Annotated in this window: 23 protein-coding genes and 1 riboswitch; of the genes, 8 read left to right on the top strand and 15 right to left on the bottom strand. The window is 70.4% G+C overall.

Annotated features, from left to right (window positions below):
- Nucleotides 1–55 precede the first annotated feature (55 nt).
- The 3 genes from PKF00_RS20670 to PKF00_RS20665 form a co-directional block, all read right to left on the bottom strand.
- Nucleotides 56–1,354 (bottom strand): dicarboxylate/amino acid:cation symporter, encoded by a 1,299-nt coding sequence (locus PKF00_RS20670; protein ID WP_271219225.1) that lies wholly within the window; start codon nucleotides 1,352–1,354, stop codon nucleotides 56–58.
- A gap of 76 nt (nucleotides 1,355–1,430) precedes the next feature.
- Nucleotides 1,431–1,493 (bottom strand): putative leader peptide, encoded by a 63-nt coding sequence (locus tag PKF00_RS44695; RefSeq protein WP_369011177.1) that lies wholly within the window; start codon nucleotides 1,491–1,493, stop codon nucleotides 1,431–1,433.
- 340 nt (nucleotides 1,494–1,833) lie between these two features.
- Nucleotides 1,834–2,874: an LLM class F420-dependent oxidoreductase gene (locus PKF00_RS20665; RefSeq protein ID WP_271219224.1), complete on the bottom strand. Its 1,041-nt coding sequence runs from the start codon at nucleotides 2,872–2,874 to the stop codon at nucleotides 1,834–1,836.
- Nucleotides 2,875–3,056: 182 nt separating this feature from the next.
- On the opposite strand from PKF00_RS20665, the gene PKF00_RS20660 reads away from it, so the two are divergent.
- Entirely contained in the window at nucleotides 3,057–3,965 is a 909-nt protein-coding gene (locus PKF00_RS20660) for an endonuclease/exonuclease/phosphatase family protein (protein ID WP_271219223.1), read from the top strand.
- Here PKF00_RS20660 and PKF00_RS20655 read toward each other — a convergent pair.
- The 4 genes from PKF00_RS20655 to PKF00_RS20640 all read right to left on the bottom strand — a co-directional run bounded on the left by PKF00_RS20655 (nucleotide 3,930) and on the right by PKF00_RS20640 (nucleotide 8,053).
- On the bottom strand, nucleotides 3,930–4,514 hold the full coding sequence (locus PKF00_RS20655; RefSeq protein ID WP_271219440.1) for a nucleotidyltransferase family protein: 585 nt from the start codon (nucleotides 4,512–4,514) through the stop codon (nucleotides 3,930–3,932). The two genes, PKF00_RS20660 and PKF00_RS20655, sit on opposite strands and share 36 nt — an antisense overlap.
- Nucleotides 4,515–4,715: 201 nt before the next feature.
- Nucleotides 4,716–5,885, bottom strand: a complete 1,170-nt coding sequence (locus PKF00_RS20650; protein WP_271219222.1) for an XdhC family protein — start codon at nucleotides 5,883–5,885, stop codon at nucleotides 4,716–4,718.
- Nucleotides 5,878–6,939, bottom strand: a complete 1,062-nt coding sequence (locus PKF00_RS20645; RefSeq protein WP_271219221.1) for a vWA domain-containing protein — start codon at nucleotides 6,937–6,939, stop codon at nucleotides 5,878–5,880. The genes PKF00_RS20650 and PKF00_RS20645 overlap by 8 nt, the downstream gene beginning before the upstream one ends.
- A gap of 217 nt (nucleotides 6,940–7,156) precedes the next feature.
- Entirely contained in the window at nucleotides 7,157–8,053 is an 897-nt protein-coding gene (locus tag PKF00_RS20640; protein WP_271219220.1) for an AAA family ATPase, read from the bottom strand.
- Between the two features lie 76 nt (nucleotides 8,054–8,129).
- Here PKF00_RS20640 and PKF00_RS20635 point away from each other — a divergent pair, with 76 nt between their 5' ends.
- Together PKF00_RS20635 and PKF00_RS20630 are read left to right on the top strand one after the other, a co-directional pair.
- Nucleotides 8,130–9,470 carry a TrkH family potassium uptake protein gene (locus tag PKF00_RS20635; protein WP_271219219.1) on the top strand — a complete coding sequence of 447 codons (1,341 nt, stop codon included), beginning with the start codon at nucleotides 8,130–8,132 and terminating at the stop codon, nucleotides 9,468–9,470.
- Nucleotides 9,463–10,128: a potassium channel family protein gene (locus tag PKF00_RS20630; RefSeq protein ID WP_271219218.1), complete on the top strand. Its 666-nt coding sequence runs from the start codon at nucleotides 9,463–9,465 to the stop codon at nucleotides 10,126–10,128. The genes PKF00_RS20635 and PKF00_RS20630 overlap by 8 nt, the downstream gene beginning before the upstream one ends.
- Before the next feature lie 25 nt (nucleotides 10,129–10,153).
- Here PKF00_RS20630 and PKF00_RS20625 read toward each other — a convergent pair whose 3' ends face one another.
- The 8 genes from PKF00_RS20625 to PKF00_RS20590 form a co-directional block, all read right to left on the bottom strand.
- Complete coding sequence (locus PKF00_RS20625) at nucleotides 10,154–10,945, bottom strand: hypothetical protein (RefSeq protein ID WP_271219217.1); 792 nt, start codon at nucleotides 10,943–10,945, stop codon at nucleotides 10,154–10,156.
- Nucleotides 10,946–11,047: 102 nt separating this feature from the next.
- Entirely contained in the window at nucleotides 11,048–11,506 is a 459-nt protein-coding gene (locus tag PKF00_RS20620) for a PH domain-containing protein (protein WP_271219216.1), read from the bottom strand.
- Between the two features lie 109 nt (nucleotides 11,507–11,615).
- Nucleotides 11,616–12,089: a 6,7-dimethyl-8-ribityllumazine synthase gene (ribH, locus tag PKF00_RS20615; protein ID WP_271219215.1), complete on the bottom strand. Its 474-nt coding sequence runs from the start codon at nucleotides 12,087–12,089 to the stop codon at nucleotides 11,616–11,618.
- 61 nt (nucleotides 12,090–12,150) lie between these two features.
- Nucleotides 12,151–13,365: a bifunctional 3,4-dihydroxy-2-butanone-4-phosphate synthase/GTP cyclohydrolase II gene (locus PKF00_RS20610; RefSeq protein ID WP_271219214.1), complete on the bottom strand. Its 1,215-nt coding sequence runs from the start codon at nucleotides 13,363–13,365 to the stop codon at nucleotides 12,151–12,153.
- Nucleotides 13,362–14,024, bottom strand: coding sequence for a nicotinamide mononucleotide transporter family protein (locus PKF00_RS20605; RefSeq protein ID WP_271219213.1), 663 nt, complete (start codon nucleotides 14,022–14,024; stop codon nucleotides 13,362–13,364). Before PKF00_RS20605 ends, PKF00_RS20610 begins: the two co-directional genes overlap by 4 nt.
- Nucleotides 14,021–14,629, bottom strand: coding sequence for a riboflavin synthase (locus PKF00_RS20600; RefSeq protein WP_271219212.1), 609 nt, complete (start codon nucleotides 14,627–14,629; stop codon nucleotides 14,021–14,023). Before PKF00_RS20600 ends, PKF00_RS20605 begins: the two co-directional genes overlap by 4 nt.
- A complete protein-coding gene (locus tag PKF00_RS20595; protein WP_271219211.1) occupies nucleotides 14,630–15,004 on the bottom strand; it encodes a hypothetical protein in 375 nt (124 codons plus the stop codon).
- 100 nt (nucleotides 15,005–15,104) lie between these two features.
- A riboswitch (FMN riboswitch) is annotated at nucleotides 15,105–15,235 on the bottom strand.
- Between the two features lie 81 nt (nucleotides 15,236–15,316).
- The gene (locus PKF00_RS20590; RefSeq protein ID WP_271219210.1) at nucleotides 15,317–16,132 is read right to left on the bottom strand and encodes an oxygenase MpaB family protein; all 816 of its coding nucleotides are present in this window, start codon (nucleotides 16,130–16,132) and stop codon (nucleotides 15,317–15,319) included.
- A gap of 326 nt (nucleotides 16,133–16,458) precedes the next feature.
- On the opposite strand from PKF00_RS20590, the gene PKF00_RS20585 reads away from it, so the two are divergent.
- The 5 genes from PKF00_RS20585 to PKF00_RS20565 all read left to right on the top strand — a co-directional run bounded on the left by PKF00_RS20585 (nucleotide 16,459) and on the right by PKF00_RS20565 (nucleotide 22,544).
- A complete protein-coding gene (locus PKF00_RS20585) occupies nucleotides 16,459–17,460 on the top strand; it encodes an ABC transporter permease (protein WP_271219209.1) in 1,002 nt (333 codons plus the stop codon).
- A gap of 39 nt (nucleotides 17,461–17,499) precedes the next feature.
- Entirely contained in the window at nucleotides 17,500–19,290 is a 1,791-nt protein-coding gene (locus PKF00_RS20580; protein WP_271219208.1) for an ABC transporter substrate-binding protein, read from the top strand.
- 105 nt (nucleotides 19,291–19,395) lie between these two features.
- A complete protein-coding gene (locus PKF00_RS20575; protein WP_271219207.1) occupies nucleotides 19,396–20,376 on the top strand; it encodes an ABC transporter permease in 981 nt (326 codons plus the stop codon).
- Nucleotides 20,377–20,389: 13 nt separating this feature from the next.
- Entirely contained in the window at nucleotides 20,390–21,391 is a 1,002-nt protein-coding gene (locus PKF00_RS20570) for an ABC transporter ATP-binding protein (protein WP_271219206.1), read from the top strand.
- Nucleotides 21,392–21,509: 118 nt separating this feature from the next.
- Nucleotides 21,510–22,544, top strand: coding sequence for an ABC transporter ATP-binding protein (locus PKF00_RS20565; protein ID WP_271219205.1), 1,035 nt, complete (start codon nucleotides 21,510–21,512; stop codon nucleotides 22,542–22,544).
- Nucleotides 22,545–22,617 lie beyond the last annotated feature (73 nt).

Here is a 22,617-nt window from a genome sequence, read left to right as displayed (position 1 = left end):
CCCACCCCCCCCGCCCACGACGCCGGCCGCGCCGGGACAGGGCTGAGCTTGAAGCTCAGGCGAGAGCGGGTTCCGGGCCCGAGGCGGGACGGACCACGGCGGGCGCCTCGTCCAGGGGTTGCGGCGGGGCGTCGAACACGGCCTCGTCGAGACGGCCCTCCGAGCGGGCGACCAGGACGGGCACCACGATCTGCCCCGCGACGTTGGTCGCGGTACGGATCATGTCGAGGATCGGGTCGATCGCCAGGAGCAGCCCGACGCCCTCCAGGGGCAGGCCGAGCGTGCTCAGGGTCAGGGTGAGCATCACGATCGCGCCCGTCAGCCCGGCGGTCGCGGCCGAGCCGACCACGGAGACGAACGCGATCAGCAGGTACTGGCCCACGCCGAGCGGGACGTCGAACACCTGGGCCACGAAGATCGCGGCGAGCGCGGGATAGATCGCGGCGCAGCCGTCCATCTTGGTGGTCGCCCCGAAGGGCACCGCGAAGGAGGCGTAGTCGCGGTCCACGCCCAGGCGCTCGGTGGTGACCCGCTGGGTGAGCGGCATGGTCCCGACCGAGGAACGGGAGACGAAGGCCAGCTCGATCGCGGGCCAGGCCTTGCGGTAGAAGGTGAGCGGGTTGACCTTGCCGACGAAGGCGAGCAGCAGCGGGTAGCTCACCAGGAGCACCAGCAGGCAGCCGATGTAGACACCCGCGCTGAGCTTGGCGAGCGGGGCGAGCAGATCCCAGCCGTAGCTCGCCACCGACTTGCCGATCAGGCCCGCGGTGCCGATCGGGGCCAGCCTGATGACCCACCACAGGGCCTTCTGGACCAGCTCGAGGACGGAGCGGCTGAAGCCGAGGAACGGCTCGGCCTTCTCGCCGACGGCCAGGGCCGCGGCGCCGAGGACGACTCCCAGGAAGACGATCTGGAGGACGTTGAGCTCGGTGAAGGCGGTGACGATGTTGGTCGGGACGATGCCGGTCAGGAAGTCCAGCCAGGTCCCCGCGCCCTCCAGGTCGACGGCCTTCGCCCTCTCGGTGGCGATGGTGACGCCCTGGCCGGGGTTGAGGATCAGGCCGAGGCCGATGGCGAAGACCACCGCGATCAGCGAGGTGATCAGGAACCACAGCAGCGTCTTGCCCGCGAGCCTGGCGGCCCCGTTGACGTTGCGCAGGTTGGCCACGCTGACGACGACCGCGGTGAAGACCAGCGGCGGGACCGCGAGTTTGAGGAGCTGGACGAAGATCTTGCCGACTTCGGTCAGGGTGGCGGTGAGCCAGGCGACGTCACCGGCGCGGGCGGCGAACCCGAGGGCCGCGCCTATCACCAGACCGAGCAGCAACTGCAGGGAGAAGGAGAGTTTCTTCACGGACACGACTCCGGCAGAAGGGCATGCTCACGCCGAGGCGGCATGCGGGGTGAGGAGAAGGGGGCGGGAACTGCGTTCAGGGACAGAGCTGACTGCTCAGGCGGCACAGGTCCACGTGCAGTCGCTCGACGAGCCACACGATCACCGGGGAGAACCTCACGAGGCGGTAAAACCTCCTCAACCGGTAGGAAAATTCCGGTTTACCCTGTGATCCATATCACGTTCCCCGGCGCGGGAGAAGCCTCGACCGCACCGGAAACACGGAGAAATCAGAGAAGTCCCGGGAAACCACACCGAGAGCGTCCCGCGCGGGAGCCTCGTGCGGGGAGGTGGCGGCCGGGAGCGCGCCGCATCCGGGAGCGCGCCACGCCCGGCCCGCCCGGGAACACCTCGCGCTCGTCAGGGGCGCGGGGAGCCGACGGCCGCCGCGCGGCCCCCTCGCCGGAGGAGGGGCCGCGCCGGGGCGCGGACGGCGGGGCTCAGGAGGCCAGGTCCCGGACCCTCTCGATGAGGCGGACGCGCTCCTCGTGGGTGTGGGCGAGCGGCGTGACGTTGAGGGTCGTGACGCCCGACTCCTTCATCGCCTGGATGCGGTCGCGGACGTGACCCTCGGGGCCGATCAGGGACATCGCCTCGAGCAGCTGCCTGGGGACCAGCGCGGCGGCCTCCTGCTTCCTGCCGTCGAGGTAGAGGTTCTGGATCTCCTCCGCCTCCTTCTCGTAGCCGTACCTGCGGGCCAGGTCGTTGTAGAAGTTCCTGCCTTTGGCCCCCATGCCGCCGATGTAGAGGGCCGCCATCGGACGGCCGAACTCCAGCCAGCCGGACACGTCGTCGCCGATGGCCAGCGCGGCCTGGCCGATGACGTCCAGCTCGCCCAGCGACGGGTCACGCCTCGCCTTGCCCGCGGCGAGGGAGGGGCCCCAGACCTCCGCGGCCTTCTCCGGCATGTAGAAGATCGGCTCCCACCCCTCGGCGATCTCCGCGCAGAGCTCGACGTTCTTCGGGCCGATCGCGGCGATCACGATGGGGACGCGCTCCCTGACCGGGTGGTTGATGATCTTCAGGGGCTTGCCCAGGCCGGTCCCCCGGTCCGCGGGGACCGGGACGGTGTAGTGCCTGCCCTCGTGAACCAGGCGCTCGCGCCGCCAGACCTGCCTGCAGATCTCCACGATCTCGCGGGTACGGCCGAGCGGCGCGGTGTACGGCACGCCGTGGAAGCCCTCGACGACCTGCGGCCCCGAGGCGCCCAGGCCGAGGGTGAAGCGACCGCCGGAGACGTAGTCCATGCCCGCCGCGGTCATGGCCAGCAGGGCGGGCGTGCGCGAGTAGATCGGCAGGATGCCGGAGGCGATCTGCAGCCTTTCGGTCTTGGCGGCGATGTAGCCCATCTGGCTGACCGCGTCGAAGCTGTAGGCCTCGGCCACGAAGACGATGTCGAGGCCGGCCTTCTCGTAGTCGGCCAGCTCGGCCACCGTCTCCTTGAAGCCCCCCGCGTAGCCCAGGGCCATACCGATACGCATCGTGAGATCGTCCTTCCGCGGCAACCGCAAAAACCGAATGTTATTCCGTTGTCTCCGCGCCAAGGCTATCGACTCACCGTCGAAGCACCAAGCCCCCGCGCGTCCGGCGCGAGGCCGGTAGCGTACGGGGTTCGGGGCGGGGCAACCCCCTCGAAGCCGGGCGGACGCGGACAAGGAGCAGTGTGCTGAGGCGGGCGATCATCGTGGTTTCGGGGGTGTTGAGCCTGGTCCTCTGCGGCCACCGGCTCCTGCCGGAGCTGGGGGGTTTCACACCGGTGCTGGAGAGCCTGCTCCCATGGCTCGGCGTCGCCGTTCCGTTCCTGGTCTTCGGCGCCCTGTTCACCCGCTCGTGGCAGGTGATCGTCGCGACGCTGCTTCCCGCGGCCGTGTGGGGGGTCATGTTCGGCCCCGCGCTGCTGCGCACCCCGCCCGGCGGCCCGAGCGACGTGTCGGTCGCCACGCTCAACGTGGGCGCGACCAACGGCGACTCGGCGCGAGCGGTGCGGGACGTCTCCAGGGGCAGGGACCTGGTCGCCGTTCAGGAGCTGACCGAGGGCGGCCCCGCGGCGAAGACGCTCGACGGCCGTTTTCCGCACCGCTACCAGGTGACCACCGTCGGCCTGTGGAGCAGGTTCCCGATCCTGGAGGCCCGCAAGGTGGACATCGGCCTCGACTGGGCCAGGGCGTTGCGGGCGGTGGTCGAGACCCCCAGGGGAAATCTGACCGTGTACGTGATGCATCTGGCCTCGGCCCGTCCTGGCCAGACGGCCCAGCGTGACGAGACCCTCGCCCACGCCAGGAAGATCGTCGACCGGGACGGCAGCAAGCATCTGCTCCTGCTCGGCGACCTCAACACCGCCACGACGGACCGCAAGCGCTCCGGCCTGGTGCCGCCGCTGTCGGACGCCCAGCAGGAGGCCGGGGCGGGGTTCGGCTTCACCTGGCCGTCGTCCTTCCCCGTGACCAGGCCGGACCACATCCTCTACCGGGGGCTCACGGCGACGAGCGCCGGCGTGGAACAGGCCGCGGGCAGCGACCACCGCGCCGCCGTCGCCTCACTGCGCCTGCGGGAGTCCTCCACGAGCCCGTGAGGCCGAAAGGTCGGCGGGGGTGTCGATGTCGGCGGGGTCGCCCACGTCGTCGCAGGGAACCTCGACGACCAGCTCGGGGTGCGCCCGTAGGAAGGGCCTGGCTCCGACGTCGCCGACCGCGAGCCTGGCGACCTCGCCGAAGTGCTCCCTGGCGATCAGCACCGGGTTCCTCCGCCTTCCGCCGTAGGTGGCGACGGCGACGGAGGCTCCGTCACGTGCCGCCAGGATCAGCCGCCCGACGGCCTCGGACCCGATGAACGGCTGGTCGACCAGGGCGACCACCACTCGTTCCGCGTCGGCGGGGAGCGCCTCAAGACCGGTGCGGAGCGAGGATCCCATCCCGGAGCGCCAGTCCGGGTTCCGTACGGCCACCGCCGCCCGCACCTGGACGGTCGCGGCGCCGAGCACGACCACCACGGGGTGGCAGCCGCCCTCGCGCAGCAGCCGGACCCCCCGGTCGACCAGCCGCTCGCCGCGGAAGTCGACCAGAGCCTTCGGCGTGCCGAGCCGGGAGCCGGATCCGGCCGCCAGCAGCAGCCCCGCGCTCAACGCCCTCACCGGGAGCTCCCCGTCCTGCCCCGGCCGCTCCCCTTCCACGGCCCCGCCCCGCCCACCGACCTCACGAGAACCTCCTCGTTGCCCGCCGACCTCATGAAGACCTCCTCGCCGCCCGCCGACCTCACGAAAGCCGCCCGCCGGGCCGCGATGGCCCCCTCGCCGCCCCGGCCGTGGGCCCCTCCGCCTCCCGGCTCACGCGGAGCGCTCCCCCGCCGAGTCTCCGCCCTCGTCCTTCGACGCCGCGGGAAACGCCTCCCGCTCGCGGGAGCCGTCCCCGTGGATCCGGCCCGAGCCGTCGCTCAGCGGCCGTCCCGAACCGCCCCAGCGCAGCTGGATCAGCTCGGCGGCGATGGAGACCGCGGTCTCCTCGGGGGTCCGCGCGCCCAGGTCCAGCCCGATCGGCGAGCGCAGGCGCTTCAGCTCGCCCTCCCCGAGGCCCGCCTCGCGCAGCCTCGCCAGCCGGTCCTCGTGGGTGCGGCGCGACCCCATCGCGCCGACGTAGCCCGCCGGGGTGCGCAGGGCCACCTCGAGCAGCGGGACGTCGAAGCGGGGATCATGCGTGAGCACGCAGATCGCGGTCCGTTCGTCCACGGTGACCGAGCTCAGGTAGTCGTGCGGCCACTTGACGATCACCTCGTCGGCCTCGGGGAAACGTCTGGGGGTCGCGAAGACGGGTCTGGCGTCGCACACGACCACGTGGTAGCCGAGGAACTTGCCGACCCTGGCGACCGCGGCGGCGAAGTCGATCGCGCCGAAGACCAGCATCCGGGGCGAAGGGGCGAAGGAGTGCACGAAGATCGACAGCTCGTCGAGCCGCCGCTCGCCCCGCGCGCCGTACCGGCGGACCCCGGTGAGCCCCTGCGCGAGCATGCCCCTCGCGTCGTCGTCGACCGCGGCGTCGAGGCGGGCGACGCCCAGCGAGCTCGACGATCGGTCCGCCCAGATCACCCTGCGGGCGCCGACCCGCCCCGGCCCCGACAGCACGGTCGCCACCGCGACCGGTTCACGCTCGATCACCGACCCGGCGACCTCCCCCAGCTCGGGGAACGTCTCGCGCGAGACCGGCTCGACGAAGACGTCCAGAATGCCGCCGCAGGTCAGTCCGACGGAGAAGGCGTCGTCGTCGCTCACGCCGTAACGCTGCAGCACCGGGACGCCGGACGCGACCACCTCGCGAGCCAGCTCGTAGACGGCGCCCTCGACGCATCCGCCGGAGACGCTGCCCTCCGCCTCCTCCCCGAAGACGGCCATGGACGCGCCCGCGGGGCGGGGCGCGCTGCGGAAGGTGTCCACCACGGTCGCCAGGCCGAACGTCTCCCCCGCCTCCCACCATCGGACGATCTGCGACAGCACGTCACGCATGCGCGCCTCCCAGCAGCCCGGCCAGTTCCTCGAAGGCGGCCAGGCTGTGCCCGGCCACGAAGTCGTCGACGTACGGCAGGGCGGCGCGCATCCCGGCGGTGAGCGGCTGGTAGCCCTCCTGCCCCTTGTGCGGGTTGACCCAGATCACCCGGTGCGCCGTCCTGGACAGCCTGGCCATCTGCGCGCCGAGCAGCGAGACGTCACCCCTCTCCCACCCGTCGGAGGCGATCACGACCACCGCGCCCGCCGCGTCGTTCAACGCCAGAAGGGCGCGCAGTTCCTCGCCGAGACGGGTGCCGCCGCTCCAGTCGGGGATGGCCGAGGAGACGGCGTCCATCGCGGTCGACGGGTCGCGGTGGCGCAGCTCGGCGGTGAGCCTGGTGAGGCGGGTGCCCACGCTGAACACCTCGGTCGCCCGGGGCTCCGAGCGGACCAGCGCGTGGCCCAGGCGCAGGAGCGTGTCGGCGTAGGGGGTCATGGAGCCGCTGACGTCGACGAGCAGCACCACTCTGCGAGGTCTGGTCCGGTGGGCCCGGTAGCGCAGCCGCGCGGTCTCCCCGCCGCGCCGCAGCGTCTCGCGGATCGTCGCCCTGCTGTCCAGGCGTCCCCGGTGCGACGGCCCGAACCGCCGCGACCCGCGCCGCTCACGGCCCGCCCGCAGCAGGGCGAGCAGCCGCCGCACCTCGGCCAGCTCGGCAGCGGTCATTCTGGCCACGTCGCGGTTGCGCAGCACCTCCGCCGGGCTCGCGCTCGCCACCCGGGCCGGGCGGTCCCGTGCCTCTCCCGGGGCGTCGGACAGGGCGGCGACGTGCCGGGTGACGGTGATCGCGGCCGGTCGCGCGCGTCCCGCCCGCATTCCGCCGAAGTAGGCCTGGAAGACCCTGTCGTAGCGGGGCAGGTCGTCGGCGGAGGCGCACAGGGTGAACCGGCCCGCCCAGTAGACCTCGCGCGGCACGGCCGCGTCCAGGTGGGAGAGAGCGCGCAGCAGCCCCTGGGTCCGCTCATGGTCGGCGGGAACCCCCGCCGCGCGCAACGTCCTGGCGAATCCGGTCATCACGGCGACCAGATCCCGTTCGACCCGGTCCCCCCCGACCCGGTGGCGTCCTCCCGGATCCCGCTTGATCCGACCGCTTTCCTCCCGATCCGGCGAAACCGGGCGCTGTTCCTCCGAATCTCGCCCGGCCGGGCGCTGTTCGTTCCCGTCGGAAGACGGCGGCACGACGCCACCGGCCTCCGAGGCGCGGGCCTCGCGGAGGCGGGGGTCCGGGTCCTCAGTCATGGCGGCCGCCGAAGAACCCGTCTCCGAGGACGGCCTCGTGGTCCTCACGGTGTTTGAGCAGGGCGCCCAGCGTCGCCGCGGCCAGGTCGGGGTCCAGCTCCCGAGCACCGAGGGTCAGCAGGGCCTCGGCCCAGTCGAGGCTCTCCGCGATCCCCGGCGGCTTGACCAGGCCCGCCTGGCGGAGTCGTCCCGCCGCCCCGGCCACCTGCTCCGCGAGGGTCTCCGAGCAGGCGGGGAGCCTCCGCAGCAGGATCGCGACCTCCCTGTCGAAGGAGGGATGCTCGAGCCAGTGGTAGAGGCAGCGCCGTTTCAGCGCGTCGTGCACCTCGCGCGTGCGGTTGGAGGTCAGCACGACCACCGGCGGGCTCTCCGCGCGGATCGTGCCGAGCTCGGGAACGGAGATCGCGAAATCGGAGAGCACCTCCAGCAGGATCGCCTCGAACTCCACGTCCGCCCGGTCGATCTCGTCGATCAGCAGCACGCTCGGCTGGGTCTCTATCGCCTTGAGCAGCGGTCTGGCGATCAGGAACCGCCGGTCGTAGACCTCGCCCTCGAGCCGGGCCGCGTCGGTGGTCCCGGCGGCCTCCGCGGCCTTGAGGTGCAGGAGCTGGCGGGCGAAGTCCCAGTCGTAGAGCACCTGGGGCCCGTCGAGCCCCTCGTAGCACTGCAGCCGGATCAGCGGCGCCTCCAGCACCGCCGCGAGCGTCCTGGCCAGCTCGGTCTTGCCGACCCCCGCCTCGCCTTCGAGCAGCAGCGGACGGCCCATCCGCAGCGCCAGGAAGGCCGCGGTGGCCAGTCCCTCGTCCGCGAGGTAGGCCTGCCGGTCGAGCAGCTCCCCCAGCTGTCCGGGAGACTCCACGTCCGACGCCTTCGTTGTCCGCCTCAGCACCACCTCAGGCTACGCCTGCCGAAGCGGTCCGCAGGAGAGACTCGTTCTTCTCTCGACAGGCGTATTCTCACCCCTCGTGAAGAACGTGCTCCGGCGGATCAACACGCCGTCGCGGGTTGTGGTGGCCGCCTTCCTCGTCGTGGTCCTGACGGGCGCGACGCTGCTGTCGCTGCCCATCGCGGTCGAGACGGGCCGGGCGGCGTCGTGGACGTCCGCGCTCTTCACCGCCACGTCCGCGGTCTGCGTGACCGGACTCGCCGTGCAGGACACGGCGACGCACTGGACGTTCTTCGGCGAGATGGTGATCATGGTGCTGATGCAGATCGGCGGCTTCGGGATCATGTCGCTGGCCTCCGTCCTGGCACTGGTCGTCTCGGGGAGGATAGGCCTGCGCGCCACGCTCAACACCCAGGCGGAGACCAGGACCCTGGGGCCGGGCGAGGTCCGCCAGGTGCTCGCGGGCGTCGCCAAGGTGACGCTGGCGGTCGAGGCGCTGACCGCCGCCGTGCTGACCGTCCGCTTCGTCACCGGGTACGGCGAGCCGCTGGGCCGCGCCCTGTACCAGGGGATCTTCCACGCCGTCTCCTCGTTCACCAACGCCGGGTTCGCGCTGTGGCCCGACAGCATGATGCGGTTCGTCCGGGACCCGTGGATCTGCCTGCCGCTCGCGCTCTCCGTGGTCGCCGGGGGGCTCGGCTTCCCCGTCTACGCCGCGCTGCGCCGGAGCTGGCGTCGCCCGGGGCGCTGGTCACTGCACACGAAGATCACCGTCGGGATGACGGCCGCCCTGCTGTTCGGCGGGACCGCCGCCGTCACCGCCACCGAGTGGAGCAATCCCGCGACCCTGGGAGGGCTCCCCCCGGGGTTGCGGATCCTGGCCGGTTTCTTCCACAGCGCCATGACCCGCAGCGGCGGCCTGAACTCGGTCGACGTCTCACAGATGCACGAGAACACCTGGCTGATCAGCGACGTGCTGATGTTCGTCGGCGCGGGCAGCGCGAGCACGGGCGGCGGCATCAAGGTGACGACGTTCGCACTGCTCGGCTTCGTCATCCTGGCGGAGCTGCGGGGCGAACCCGACGTCACGGCGGGCCGCCGCCGCGTGCCCGAGCAGCTCCAGCGGCAGGCGCTGACCATAGCCCTGCTCAGCGTGGCCACGGTCGCCCTCGGTACGTTCGTCCTGATGATGGTGACCCCGTTCAAACTCGACCGCGTGCTGTTCGAGGTGATCTCGGCGTTCGGCACGGTCGGCCTGTCGACGGGGATCACCGGCGACCTCGGCACCGTGGGGCATCTGGTGCTGACGGTCCTGATGTTCGTCGGCAGGCTGGGCCCCGTGACCCTCGGCGCCGCGCTGGCGCTGCACGTCCAGACCCGCAGGTTCCGCTACCCGGAGGAAGGTCCCCTCGTTGGTTGACAAGAAGAACCGCGGCGACGCGGTCGTGGTGATCGGCCTGGGCCGGTTCGGCAGCGCGCTGGCGCTGGAACTGGTGGGACGCGACGTCGAGGTGCTCGGCGTGGACAACGACTCCAAGAACGTGCAGCAGCTCTCCGGCCAGCTCACGCACGTGGTCTGCGCCGACTCGACCGACCCCGACGCGCTGACCCAGCTGGGCGTCGCCGACTTCGGCAGGGCCGTGGTCGGCATCGGCGGCGACATCGAGGCGAGCATCCTGACCACCTCGATCCTGGCCGACTTCGGGGTGACCGACATCTGGGCCAAGTCGATCAGCCGCCAGCACAGCCGGATCCTGGAGCGGGTCGGCGCGCACCACGTGGTGCAGCCCGAGCACGACATGGGAGAACGGGTCGCGCACCTGGTGACGGGACGGATGCTCGACTACGTCGAGATCGACGAGGGCTACGCCCTGGTCAAGACCAGGGCGCCGGGGTGGGCGGCGGGCAAGGCCCTGGGCGAACTCGGCATCCGCAAGAAGTACGGCGTGACCGTGGTCGGGATCAAGGGGTCCGGCGGGTTCACCTACGCCACCTCGGACACCGTCATCCACAGGGGCGCCATCCTGCTCGTCGCGGGCGAGACCGGCAAGGCCGAACGCTTCGCCGAGGAGACCTGACCCGCCCCGCCTCCCGGCGAGGCTCTCACGGCCCCTCCACCACCGCGCTCCTGCTCGGCGGCGTGATCCTGACGGGGGCTCCCCAGCGCGTGTAGAGGGTGTTCGACGTCTGGGTCGCCTCGTCCTCCCGGTCGGATCCGCCGGAGTCCTCGGACCCGCCCATGACGATGACGGCGTGGAAACGTCGCGGCAGGGCGTCGGGACCGACCCAGAGCCGCCACGTGATCCGCCCTCCCGTCCAGCGGCCCTCCTGGAGCCCGAAGGTGGTTCCGGTCTGCTTCGTGCCGATCTCCGGGACCGTCACGGTTCCGGAGTGGAGAGTGGTGGCGACTCCGTCCAGGGCGCCGCCGTCGGCGGCGACCGAGCCCCGGGAGGCGACCAGCTCGAGGAACCTCGGATTGATCCCGCTGATCAGGTCGTCCGTCCGCAGGAAGGCGTCGACGTCCCTGCGGTGGCTCCACTTCCCCTTCGGCAACGACGAGTAGCGGTTGCTCTGCGTGTAACTGTCACGCCCTATGGTGATCATCCGGAATCGGCTTGAGTCGTCCCGGCAGTGCTCCGTGCTGTCCGAGGCGGACACGCCCGGGGCCGCGAAGCGATACACGCCACGCGTCGCGCAGACGTCCGAGCCGAGGGTGAAGTCCTTCGAGCGCTCCTTGTTGGAGAAGCGCACGCTCCCCTTCTTCGCGAACTGGCGCTTGATCGCGCCGACCACGGCCTTGAGGTCGCCGGACGCGGGCGCCGCACGCACCGCTCCGCCCGGTGTCGCGGCGACCAGGAGGGCCGCCGTCACCAGCACAACGCTCGTTCGTCCCATGGGTCGAGGATCACCCATGATGATCTCGTTATCGTCTCCGCCGGGTTGCGGAACCCGACCGTGGAGCCGAACGCCGCGCGGCCGCGCCGGCCGGGCGCCGGGTCAGCGGGTTTCCTCGGCCTCGCCGCGTTCGTGGATGAGCGCGGTGAGCTCGCGGACCTGACGGACGGTCCGTTCCTTCTCCGAGCCCTGCATCCCCATCGCGCCGATCGTCGCGCCGTCGGTGAAGTCGATCTTCGCCCAGGGCTCGCTCTCCGTCAGCGTCACCCCGAGCACCTCCGGCCATTCGTAGCGGTGCACCCGCAACGGGTTGACCACGGTGATCCCCTGCTCGTCCGCCTCCACCCGGCAGCGCCCCAGCAGGTGCAGCACTCCGGCGATCACGCCGCCGAGGATCACCATCGCGATCTTGTCGGCCAGGGTGAACGGCGGGGGCAGCAGGATCGCCAGCAGCACGGCTCCCACCATGATCAGGCCGGCGAAGCCGTAGGCCACGATCCGCCCCCTCCTCGGCCGCCACACGACGGGCAGCGGGGGCGGAGAGACGTTCTCGGGGCTCACTAGAAGATCACGTTCCTTCGAAAAGCACCGGTCACAGCAATTGTGACCCTGGCGCGACGCCGAACGAAACCTACCGCACCCTCCGGCCGCCCCCCGCCGCGCACCACTTCTAGGCCTTACGCAGATCCCTCAGCAGGATCGCGGTCTCCAGGGCCGCGACGGTCGCCTCGTAGCCCTTGTCCTCGTGGCTGCCCGGCAGGCCGGAACGGTCGAGGGCCTGGTCGAGGGAGTCGCAGGTGAGCACGCCGTTGCCGACCGGCGTCTCCTCGTCCAGCGAGATGCGGGTCAGGCCCGAGGTCACGGAGTCGCAGACGTATTCGAAGTGGGCCGTCTCACCGCGGATCACGGCTCCCAGCGCGACGACGGCGTCGCACCGCCTGGCCAGGGTCTGGACCACGACCGGGATCTCCAGGGACCCGGCCACGCGGATCACGGTCGCGGTCGCCCCGCTGTCCTCGCTGGCCTGCACCGCCCTCGCCACGAGCTGGTCGGTGATCTTCTCGTGCCAGCGGGCGGCCACGATGCCGACGGTCAGCCCGTCCGCCTCCACGGCCGCCGCCTGCGGTCGTCCTGCGCCGCTCATGCGAGTCCCTCTTCCGTCGAGCCCGGGTGGACGGACGCGCTCCGCCCCGCGATCCGTGCGCTCATGCGCTCTCCTCCTGGATGTCGTGACCGAGGCGGTCACGCTTGGCCGTCAGGTACTTCTCGTTGTGGGGGTTCATCGCCACCGGCATCGGCTCACGGCCGAGCACCTTGATGCCGTAGCCGTCCATGCCCCGCAACTTGGCGGGGTTGTTCGTCAGCAGCCGGACGGACTTCACCCCCAGGTCGGCCAGGATCTGGCCCGCGTTGGAGAACTCCCTGGCGTCGACCGGCAGCCCGAGCTCCAGGTTGGCGTCCACGGTGTCACTGCCCGCGTCCTGCAGGCTGTACGCCCTGAGCTTGGCCAGCAGGCCGATGCCGCGGCCCTCGTGCCCGCGCAGGTACACGACCACGCCGCGCCCCTCGGCCGCGATCTCCGCCATCGCGTGGTCGAGCTGCACCCCGCAGTCGCACCTCAGGGATCCGAGGACGTCGCCGGTCAGGCATTCGGAATGCGCCCTGACCAGGATGTTCTCCCCGTCCTCCAGGTCGCCGTAGACGAGGGCCAGGTGCTCGCCGCCGTCCAGCGCGCTGGCGTAGCCGTACGTGCGCCACGTCCCGTACCTGTTGGGCAGCACCGTCTCGGCGACCCGGGTCACCATCCGCTCGGTGCGCCGCCTGAACTCCACCAGCTGCTCGATCGAGACCAGCGCCAGGTCGTGCTCGTCGCAGAACTCGCGCAGCTCCGGCAGCCGCTTCATGGTGCCGTCGTCGTTGACGACCTCGGCGAGCGCGCCCGCGGGACGCAGCCCGGCGAGCCTGGCCAGGTCCACGGCCGCCTCGGTGTGGCCTCGCCTGACCAGCACGCCGCCCTCGCGGTAGCGGAGCGGGAAGACGTGGCCCGGCCGTACCAGCTCGAAGGGCTCGGTGGCCGAGTCGCACAGGGTGCGGATGGTCTTGGCGCGGTCGGCGGCCGAGATGCCGGTGGTCACCCCGTCGCGGGCGTCGACGCTGACCGTGTAGGCGGTGCGGAGGCGTTCCTTGTTGTCGTGCACCATCAGCGGAAGACCGAGCCGGTCGAGGTCCTCGCCGGGCATCGACACGCAGATCACGCCGCTGGTGTGGCGGATGGTGAAGGCGAGCAGCTGCGGTGTGGCCTTGGCCGCGGCGAAGATGATGTCGCCCTCGTTCTCGCGGTTCTCGTCGTCGACGACGACGACGGGCCTGCCCTCGCGGATGTCGGCGATCGCTCGCTCTATGGGGTCCAGCGCGGTCACACAGCCTCCTTGGGGACGAGCACGGTCCTGGACCGGTACTCCTTGAGCCAGTTGAAGAATCCGACGAGGACGAGGACGAAGAAGACCCCGTAGACGGCCCCGGACACCACGAGCCCGGAGCTGAAGGCCAGTGGCACGCCGACCAGGTCCACGGCCACCCAGATGATCCAGAAGTCGACCAGCGCGCGGCCCTGCGCCCAGGTGGCGACGGCGCTGCCGACGAAGATGTAGGCGTCCGCCGCGACGAGCAGATAGCCCTGCGGCGGCGGGACGAGCGCGCCCCAGGAGAGCTTGGTGAGGAAGAACAGGACGCCGACCGCGATCGTGCCCAGGACCATGACCCCGACCATCGCGAGCCGCTCCCGGCTCGTCGCGGGACGCACGGCCAGGCTCTGGCCGCCCTGGGTGCCGCGCGTCCAGCGCCACCAGCCGTAGACGGCCAGGACTCCGAACATGACCTGCTTGAGCGCGTTGCCGGTGATGTGGGCGCTGACCGAGGTGACGAACAGCAGCACCGCCGCGGTGAGCTGCACCGGCCAGGTCCAGATCGACTTGCGGATCGCCAGCAGCACAGTGGCCAGCGCGGCCACGTTGCCCACCAGGTCGGTCCACAGGACCTTGACCCCGAGAAGCTGGAACCCCTCGGTGACCCAGTTCACGACCCGCTCCCCGGGACGTACGCGCCGACGAGCTTCTCCACGTGCTTGGCGATCACGTCGACCTCGAGGTTCACCGGGTCGCCCGGCTGCTTGGCGCCGAGGGTGGTCAGCCGCAGGGTGGTCGGGATCAGGCTCACGGAGAAGCCCCCGGCGTCCACGCCGACCACGGTCAGGCTGATCCCGTCGACGGCGATCGAGCCCTTCTCCACGACGTAGCGGTTCAGCTCCGCCGGAAGTGAGATCCGGACGACCTCCCAGTGCTCGTCCGGCTCCCGCGCCAGCAGCACGCCGGTCCCGTCCACGTGTCCCTGCACGATGTGGCCGCCGAGGCGCTGGTCCGCGCGGACCGCGCGCTCCAGGTTGACCCGGGAGCCGGGACGCAGGGCGCCCAGGCAGCTGCGGTCCAGGGTCTCCTTCATCACGTCGGCGGTGAACACCTCCCCGTCGACGTCGACCACGGTCAGGCAGACCCCGTTGACGGCGATCGAGTCGCCGTGCCCGGCGTCGCCGGTGACGGTCCTGCCGCGGATCGCCATCCTGGCGGCGTCGCGCAGCGGCTCGATCGCGGCGATCTCGCCCAGTTCCTCAACGATTCCGGTGAACATTCACAGCTCCTTCACGGGGCGTGCCGGCCTGGTGGCGACGAGGCGGGGGGCGGGGCCGACGGGGGTGACATCCTCGAACTCCAGGCGGTGTGTCCCGGCGAGTATCGCGAGACAACCTCGATCGGCCACGCGGACTTCCCGGCCGGTGGGACGGGGACGGCGCGCGGGGGCCGCGGCGGGACCGGGCGGGGCGGCGGGAGCCGTGCGGGCGGACCCTCCGCCGGGTACGGCCGCGCGCTCCGGCGCGACGGCGGGACGGACGGTGGGACAGGACGCCATGGCGAAGCCGGGCACGGGGTGAAGGGGGGCGCCGACCGCGCCGCGACCACGCGCGGGGAAGTCGGCCGTCTGGCGCGTGCGCGCCCGGTCGGTCATCCGGGGACTCCTACTCGCCGGTAGCTGTCTGCCACGGCGGGCCCCGGGGGATCCAGGTGTGTACACCCAATGGCGGAGGGTGTCTGAGGACACTCTCCGCCCGCGCGCTTCCTCCCATCCGGACTTTAACCGTCGGTCCTGGAATCTCACCAGGTCAACCGGTCGATGGCTTCGACCGGGTCGCGGACTTTAACCGCCGGTTCGGACTTTCACCGACCCCGGAGCACGCTGCTCTCCCCATCAGTGTGCCACGTCCGGCAAATGGGACGGGACACCCCTCCACCATATGGAACAAGCGGACGCTTGGTATAGCTACGCGGCGTGGCCCTCCACCGCCCGCCGCGCCCTGCGGGCGTCGGGGCCGTACCTGACCGGAGCGGGGACCAGGCCGATCCCGGCGTGCAGGGCCTTCAGCGTGGCCGTCGCCCACAGGTCGCCGACCGGGGTGGCGGGCAGGCCGTACAGCCTGCGGGCCCAGCGCGGCAGGGTGGCGAAGGCCAGGAGGGCGAGCATGGGGAAGACCGGCTTGAGCGGGAGCAGATAGACGGGCAACGGCGCGTTGAGCGACTGGCGCAGCGGGTGGGGCGCCTCGGGGGCGAAGTAGAGGCCGGGACGGCAGGCCTGCATGTAGTCGCGCATCTCGCCGACGGAGCCGGGCACGTCGTCGGGGCGCAGGCCCACCACCTCGGCCGCCCGCCGCCACTCGGCCACGAACCGGTCGGCCTCGGCGTCGGTCAGGCCCACCCCGGCCCTGCGGGCGACCGACAGGTAGGAGTCGACCTCGCCGACGTGGACCCAGCGCAGCGCGTCCGGATCGTCGAGACGGAAGCGCTCCCCCGTGTCGGGGTCGAACGCGGTGAGGCTGGAGTGGATCTTCCTGACCCTGGCCCCGGCCTTGGCGACCTCCGCGCTCGTGCCGTAGGTGCGCACGCGGACGAACTCGGTGGTACGAAGGAAGCGGGACCACGCCTCGGCCGGATCCATGAGGGCGGAATTCTGCGCGACCCCCCGCATGGCCCTGGGATGCAGCCCCTGCATCAGCAGCGCCCTGAACCCGCCGACCAGAAGGATCGGCTCTCCCATGACACGCCAGGTCACCGAACCGGGTCCGAAAAGTCCATGATCCATGCCACACCGCCCCTCGTAAGCGGGTAATTACCCTACCCAGGCGGCACAGAACCACGTCAAGGGATCACAGCGGAGGGTGACATGACAACCGGACAGACCGTCATGGTCATGTCATAGGTATGTCACAAATCCGTGAATATCAGACGGTGGGGAATCCGATTCTTTCATCCGACCCCCCTGTCAGGTCAATGGAATTGCAGCCACAACCTGATCTATATTGCACAACAAAAAAACAAGTAACAGCCAGGCCATTGATTTGCCCCTGACTGTTTTGCAATGGTTCCCCCAGATCCCGCTCAGTCATGCTCGATGGGGGCTCCCGCACCATGACCATCCCCGCACCAGCCGCGACCAACGCCGAAACGGCGCCCGTGGTGAAGGCACCGGAAACGGTGGGCCGCTCACCCGGGCAGTTGATGTGGCTCCGTTTCCGCCGCGACCGGACCGGCGTCGCCTCCGCGGTGGTGGTGATTTTCTTCATCCTCGTCGCGCTGCTCGCGCCGGTGATCTCCTTGGTGTACGGCAAGGACCCGTACACCCTGTACGGCCAGGACACACCGGGGCTGCTCAACGACTTCGGTTACCCGATCGCCGCCAACGGCGGCATCAGCCCGCAGTTCTGGTTCGGCATCGAACCGGGCCTGGGCCGCGACGTGTTCATGCAGCTCGTCTACGGAATCAGGACGTCCCTGCTGATCGCGGTCGTCTCGACGGTCCTCACCACGATGATCGGCATCGTGATGGGCATCGTGGCCGGATACGCGGGCGGCAAGACCGACTACTTCATCGGCCGCCTGATCGACACGCTGCTGTCGTTCCCCTCGGTGCTGTTCATCATCGCGTTCATGCCCGTCGTGGAGAACCTCTTCGTCAGCGCGGACGAGGAGACGCCGGTCTGGCTGCGCGCCGTGACGCTCGTGCTCGTGCTGACGCTGTTCGGCTGGGCCGCGCTGGCCCGCCTGCTGCGCGGCCAGGTGCTCTCGCTGCGCGAGCGCGAGTTCGTCGAGGCCGCCAGGGTCACCGGCGCCTCACCGGCCCGGATCGTGTTCAAGGAGCTGCTGCCCAACCTGTGGACGCCGATCCTGATCCAGTCGACGCTCCTGCTGCCCGCCCTGGTGACCTCCGAGGCCGCGCTGTCCTACCTCGGCGTCGGGATGATCGAGCCGATCCCCGACTGGGGTCGCATGTTCCGGCGCGGCACCGAGGTCTACCAGAACGACATCACCTACCTGATCTTCCCCGGCGTCGCTCTGGTGATCTTCGTGATCGCCTTCAACCTGCTCGGGGACTCGGTCCGCGACGCCTTCGACCCCAAGCTCAAGCGCTAGAACCCCATGCTCTCGAGCGCTAGACCGAATAGGAGAAAGATGACAGTCCGAAAGCGGACAGCAGTGGCCGCCCTCGCCATCGGCGTGCTGGCGGTCACCAGCGCCTGCGCCGCGGGCAACCAGGGCGCTCCCGCCGCCTCCTCAGGCGGCCCCAGCGGCTCCGCCGCCGCCCCCGCCGCCCCCGCCTACAAGCCGGCGGTCATCACCGTCGGCACGGCGGAGGACTCCAAGGGTCCCGCGATCCCGCCGGAGGGCGTCGTCAAGGGCGGCACGGTCACGATGATCGACCGTGACGACTTCTCCCACCTCGACCCGGCGCAGATCTACGTCAACACCGAGGCGAACTTCGGCAGGCTGATCTCCCGCACCCTGACCGGCTACAAGCGGGTCGCCAAGGGCGAGTTCAAGCTGGTCGGCGACCTGGCCACCGACGTCGGCACCGCGTCCGACGGCGGCAAGACCTGGAAGTTCACGCTGAAGGACGGCGTGAAGTGGGAGGACGGCACGCCGATTACCTCGGCGGACGTCAAGTGGAGCATGGAGCGGACGTTCGCTCCGTTCATCACCCAGGGCCCGACCTACATCCAGCAGTGGCTGACCGAGGTCGACCACAAGAAGGCCTACCAGGGTCCGTACGACGGCAAGGAACTCGACGCGATCGAGACGCCGGACGACAAGACGATCATCTACAAGTTCAAGACGCCGCACGCCGACGCGAACTACGCCTTCGCCATGGGCGGCTACGCCATCGTGCCGAAGGCGAAGGACACCAAGGAGCAGTACGACAAGACCCCCGTCTCCAGCGGGCCGTACATCATCAAGTCGCACGTGGTCGACAAGTCCATGGACCTCGAGCGCAACCCCAACTGGGACCCGGCGACCGACCCGATCCGCGGCGCCTACCCCGACAAGTGGCACCTGGAGTTCGGCTTCGAGGCCCTGCAGGTGACCGACCGCCTCATGGCGGACGCGGGCCCCGACCAGAGCGCGTTCACCTTCTACGCCTCGGCCCCGCCGGAGCGGCTGCAGCAGGTGCTCGGTGACCCGGCTCTGGCCTCGCGCCGGCTGAACAGCCCCTCGCCGTACGGCAACTACTACTACTTCAACCTTGACCGGGTGAAGGACATCAAGATCCGCCAGGCCATCAACTACGCCTGGCCGTCCAAGCAGATCCAGCAGGTCCTGGGCGGCCCCGCCGCCGCGGCGCTGCCGACCACGATCCTCAACGAGAACACCACGGTCGGCTACCAGTCCTACGACCTGTTCGGCAAGGAGACCAAGCCCGAGGGCGACATCGCCAAGGCCAAGGAACTGCTGGCCCAGTCGAGCAACCCGACGCCGACCATCGTCTACGCCTACAACCAGACGCCGGTCCAGGAGCAGGTCACCGTCGCCATCAAGAGCGCGCTGCAGAAGGCCGGCATCAACGTCGTCGCCAAGCCGCTCGACCGCAAGACCTACTACGACTCGATCGGCAAGACGAAGAACGAGTTCGACATGTACTGGGGCGGCTGGGGCGCCGACTGGCCCTCCGGCTCCACGGTGATGCCGGTGATCTTCGGTCCCGTCGCCGACGGTGCGCCCAACTACTCGCACCTGAAGGACCCGGCGCTCACCGCCGAGATGGACAAGATCACCGCCACGACGGACATCGACGCGGCCAACGCCGCGTGGATGGCGCTGGACAAGAAGGTTCAGGAGACGATCACTCCGCTGGTCGTCGCCGAGAACAGGATCGCCACCATGCTCCACGGTTCCAAGGTCGGTGGTGCCGAGATCGATCCGCAGCAGTGGGTCGTCCAGCCGGACACCATCTTCGTGAAGCCGTAGGGACAGCATCGGCCGTGGTCCCCGCGAGATACGCGCGAGGACCACGGCCCGCGGGGGCCGCACGGCCCCCGCCGCTGTCTCCCAGCAACCGTCGGGAAACAGGCCATGTTTCGATTCATCACTCGTCGCACCCTGGGCGCCCTGGTCACCCTGCTGATCATCGCCGCGTGCACGTTCTTCCTCTTCTTCGCCATCCCGGCCGACCCCGCCCGCCTCGCCTGCGGCAAGGTCTGCCCGCCCGAACTGCTGGAGCAGGCACGACACAACCTGGGGATGGACCAGCCGCTGTTCGCCCAGTTCTTGGCCTGGGTGGCGGGCATCTTCGTCGGCCGCGACTACGAGGGCCTGGGCAACTGCCCGGCTCCCTGCCTCGGCTTCTCCTTCGTCAACCGGGCACCGGTGCTGGACACGATCCTCGACCGCATGCCGCTCACCGTGTCGCTCACGATCGGCGCGGCCGCCGTCTTCCTCACCTTCGGCGTGGCGACGGGCATCATCGCGGCGCTGAAGCAGGGCAAGGCCCTGGACAAGATCGCCAGTGTCTCGTCCCTCGTCGGCGCCTCGCTGCAGATCTACTTCGTCGGCACGCTGGCGCTGTACTTCCTGGTCTACCAGAACCACATCCTCCAGCAGCCCAAGTACGTGCCGTTCACCGAGAACCCCGCGGCCTGGGCCGCCGGGCTGGCCCTGCCCTGGGTGGTGCTGGCAATCATCTTCACCGCCAACTACACCCGCATGACCCGCTCGACGATGGTCGAGCAGCTCAGCGAGGACTACGTCCGCACCGCGCGGGCGAAGGGCATGCCGGGCCGCTCGGTCGTGATGAGGTTCGCGCTGCGAGGCACCCTGATCCCCATCGTCACCATCTTCGGCGTCGACCTGGGCACCCTGATCGGCGGCGCGATCATCACCGAGACCACGTTCGGCCTCCAGGGGATCGGTCAGCTCTCGGTCAAGGCCGTCGGCAACTCCGACCTGCCCATGCTGATGGCGACGGTGCTGGTGGCCGCCGGGGCGATCGTCGTGTTCAACATCATCGTGGACGTCATGTACGCCGTCATCGACCCCCGCGTACGGCTGAGCTAGGAGTCGGAAGAAAGTGTCGAACCCGTTCCTGTCAGTCCGTGACCTGACCGTCGACTTCCACACCGAGGACGGCGTCGTCCACGCGGTGGACGGGCTCTCCTTCGACGTGGAGAAGGGCACCACCCTGGGGATCGTGGGCGAGTCGGGCTCCGGCAAGTCGGTGACCAACCTGAGCGTGCTCGGCCTGCACAACCCGGAGACCACCAAGATCAGCGGAGAGATCCACCTGGACGGCCAGGAGCTGATCGGCGCCTCACGGTCCACCATGGAGAAGCTGCGCGGCAACAAGGTCGCGATGATCTTCCAGGACCCGCTGACCTCGCTCTCGCCGTACCACACCATCGGCAGGCAGATCGGCGAGGTGTACCGCAAGCACACCGGCGCGAGCAAGGCCGAGGCCAAGGCGCGCGCCGTCGAGATGCTCACACGGGTCGGCATCCCGCAGCCGAAGATCAGGGTGGACGACTACCCCCACCAGTTCTCCGGCGGCATGCGGCAGCGCGCGATGATCGCGATGGCCCTGGTGTGCGACCCGGACCTGCTGATCGCCGACGAGCCGACCACCGCGCTCGACGTGACCGTGCAGGCCCAGATCCTGGACCTGCTCAAGGAGCTCCAGGACCAGACGGGCGCCTCCATCATCATGATCACGCACGACCTGGGCGTGGTGGCGAGCACCGCGCACAACGTGCTGGTGATGTACGCCGGACGGGCGGTCGAGCGCGGCACCGTCAAGGAGGTCCTCGGCGAGCCCCGCCACCCCTACACCTGGGGCCTGCTGGCCTCGATGCCCCGGCTGACCGCGTCGGTCGACGTGCCGCTCACGCCGGTCCGCGGCACCCCGCCGAGCCTCATCAACCTCCCGTCCGGCTGCCCGTTCCACCCCAGGTGCGACTACGTGAACCTGGCGGGACCCGAGCTCTGCAGGGGCGAGCGGCCCGAACTGTCCCCGCACCGCGGCCACGGCGACGCGTGCTACCTGACCCTCGCCCAGAAGCGGGAGATCCACCAGTGAACCAGCGAGTACGGCGACGCGCCGCCCGCGCCGCCGGCGAAGGACCGCGTGTGAACGAGCGCGGCGAGGCGTCCCGGGCGCCCGGCCGCCCGCGGACGCCGTGGGCGAGGGAGGACGCGTGAGCGAGCCACTGCTGGAAGTCTCCGGCCTGGAGAAGCACTTCCCCGTGACGGGCGGCCTGCTGTTCAAGCGCCAGGTCGGCAAGGTCCACGCGGTCGACGGCCTCGACCTGACGGTGCAGACCGGTGAGACCCTCGGACTGGTCGGCGAGTCCGGCTGCGGCAAGTCCACCACCGGGCGGCTGGTCGCCCGGCTGCTCGAGCCGACCGGGGGCAGCATCAGGTACGACGGACGCGAAATCGCCCACGCGAGCCGCAAGGACCTGAAGCCGATCAGGGCCGAGATCCAGATGATCTTCCAGGACCCCTACTCGTCGCTCAACCCCCGCCACACCGTGGGCACCATCATCGGCGGCCCGATGGAGATCAACGGCATCAACCCGCCCGGCGGCAGGGAGAAGCGGGTCAAGGAGCTGCTGGAGATCGTCGGGCTCAACCCCGAGCACTACAACCGCTTCCCGCACGAGTTCTCCGGCGGCCAGCGCCAGCGCATCGGGGTCGCCCGCGCGCTGTCCCTCAGCCCCAAGCTGATCGTCGCCGACGAGCCGGTCTCGGCGCTGGACGTCTCGATCCAGGCGCAGGTCGTCAACCTGCTGCAGCAGCTCCAGCGCGACATGGGCATCGCGTTCCTGTTCATCGCGCACGACCTGGCCATCGTCAGGCACTTCTCGCAGCGGGTCGCGGTCATGTATCTCGGCAAGATCGTCGAGATCGGGGACAGGGCCTCCCTCTACGAGCGCCCTCGCCACCCCTACACGCACGCGCTGCTGTCGGCGGTCCCCGAGGCGAGCGTGGAGAGCGGGTCGCGCGAGCGCATCCGGCTGGCCGGGGACGTCCCCTCCCCCATCGACCCGCCGTCCGGCTGCCGGTTCCGCACCCGCTGCTGGAAGGCCCAGGACAAGTGCGCGACCGAGGAGCCGCCACTGGTCAGGCTGGGGGGCAACCGGGAGGGCCACCTGACCGCCTGTCACTTCCCCGAGGAGCCGACGGTGCACGGCGAGGACGTGGTGCTGGACCCGGCGCTGCTGGGCTGACGCCCCACCCGGTGAGCGCGACGACGCTCACCCCGACCGGACACGCCGAGCGGTGCCGACCCCGGCACCGCCG

The organism is Streptosporangium carneum (genome assembly GCF_027922005.1).
Lineage (GTDB): Bacteria > Actinomycetota > Actinomycetes > Streptosporangiales > Streptosporangiaceae > Streptosporangium > Streptosporangium carneum.
Note: the sequence above shows the minus strand (reverse complement) of the source record. Positions and strands in the feature narration are given on the sequence as shown.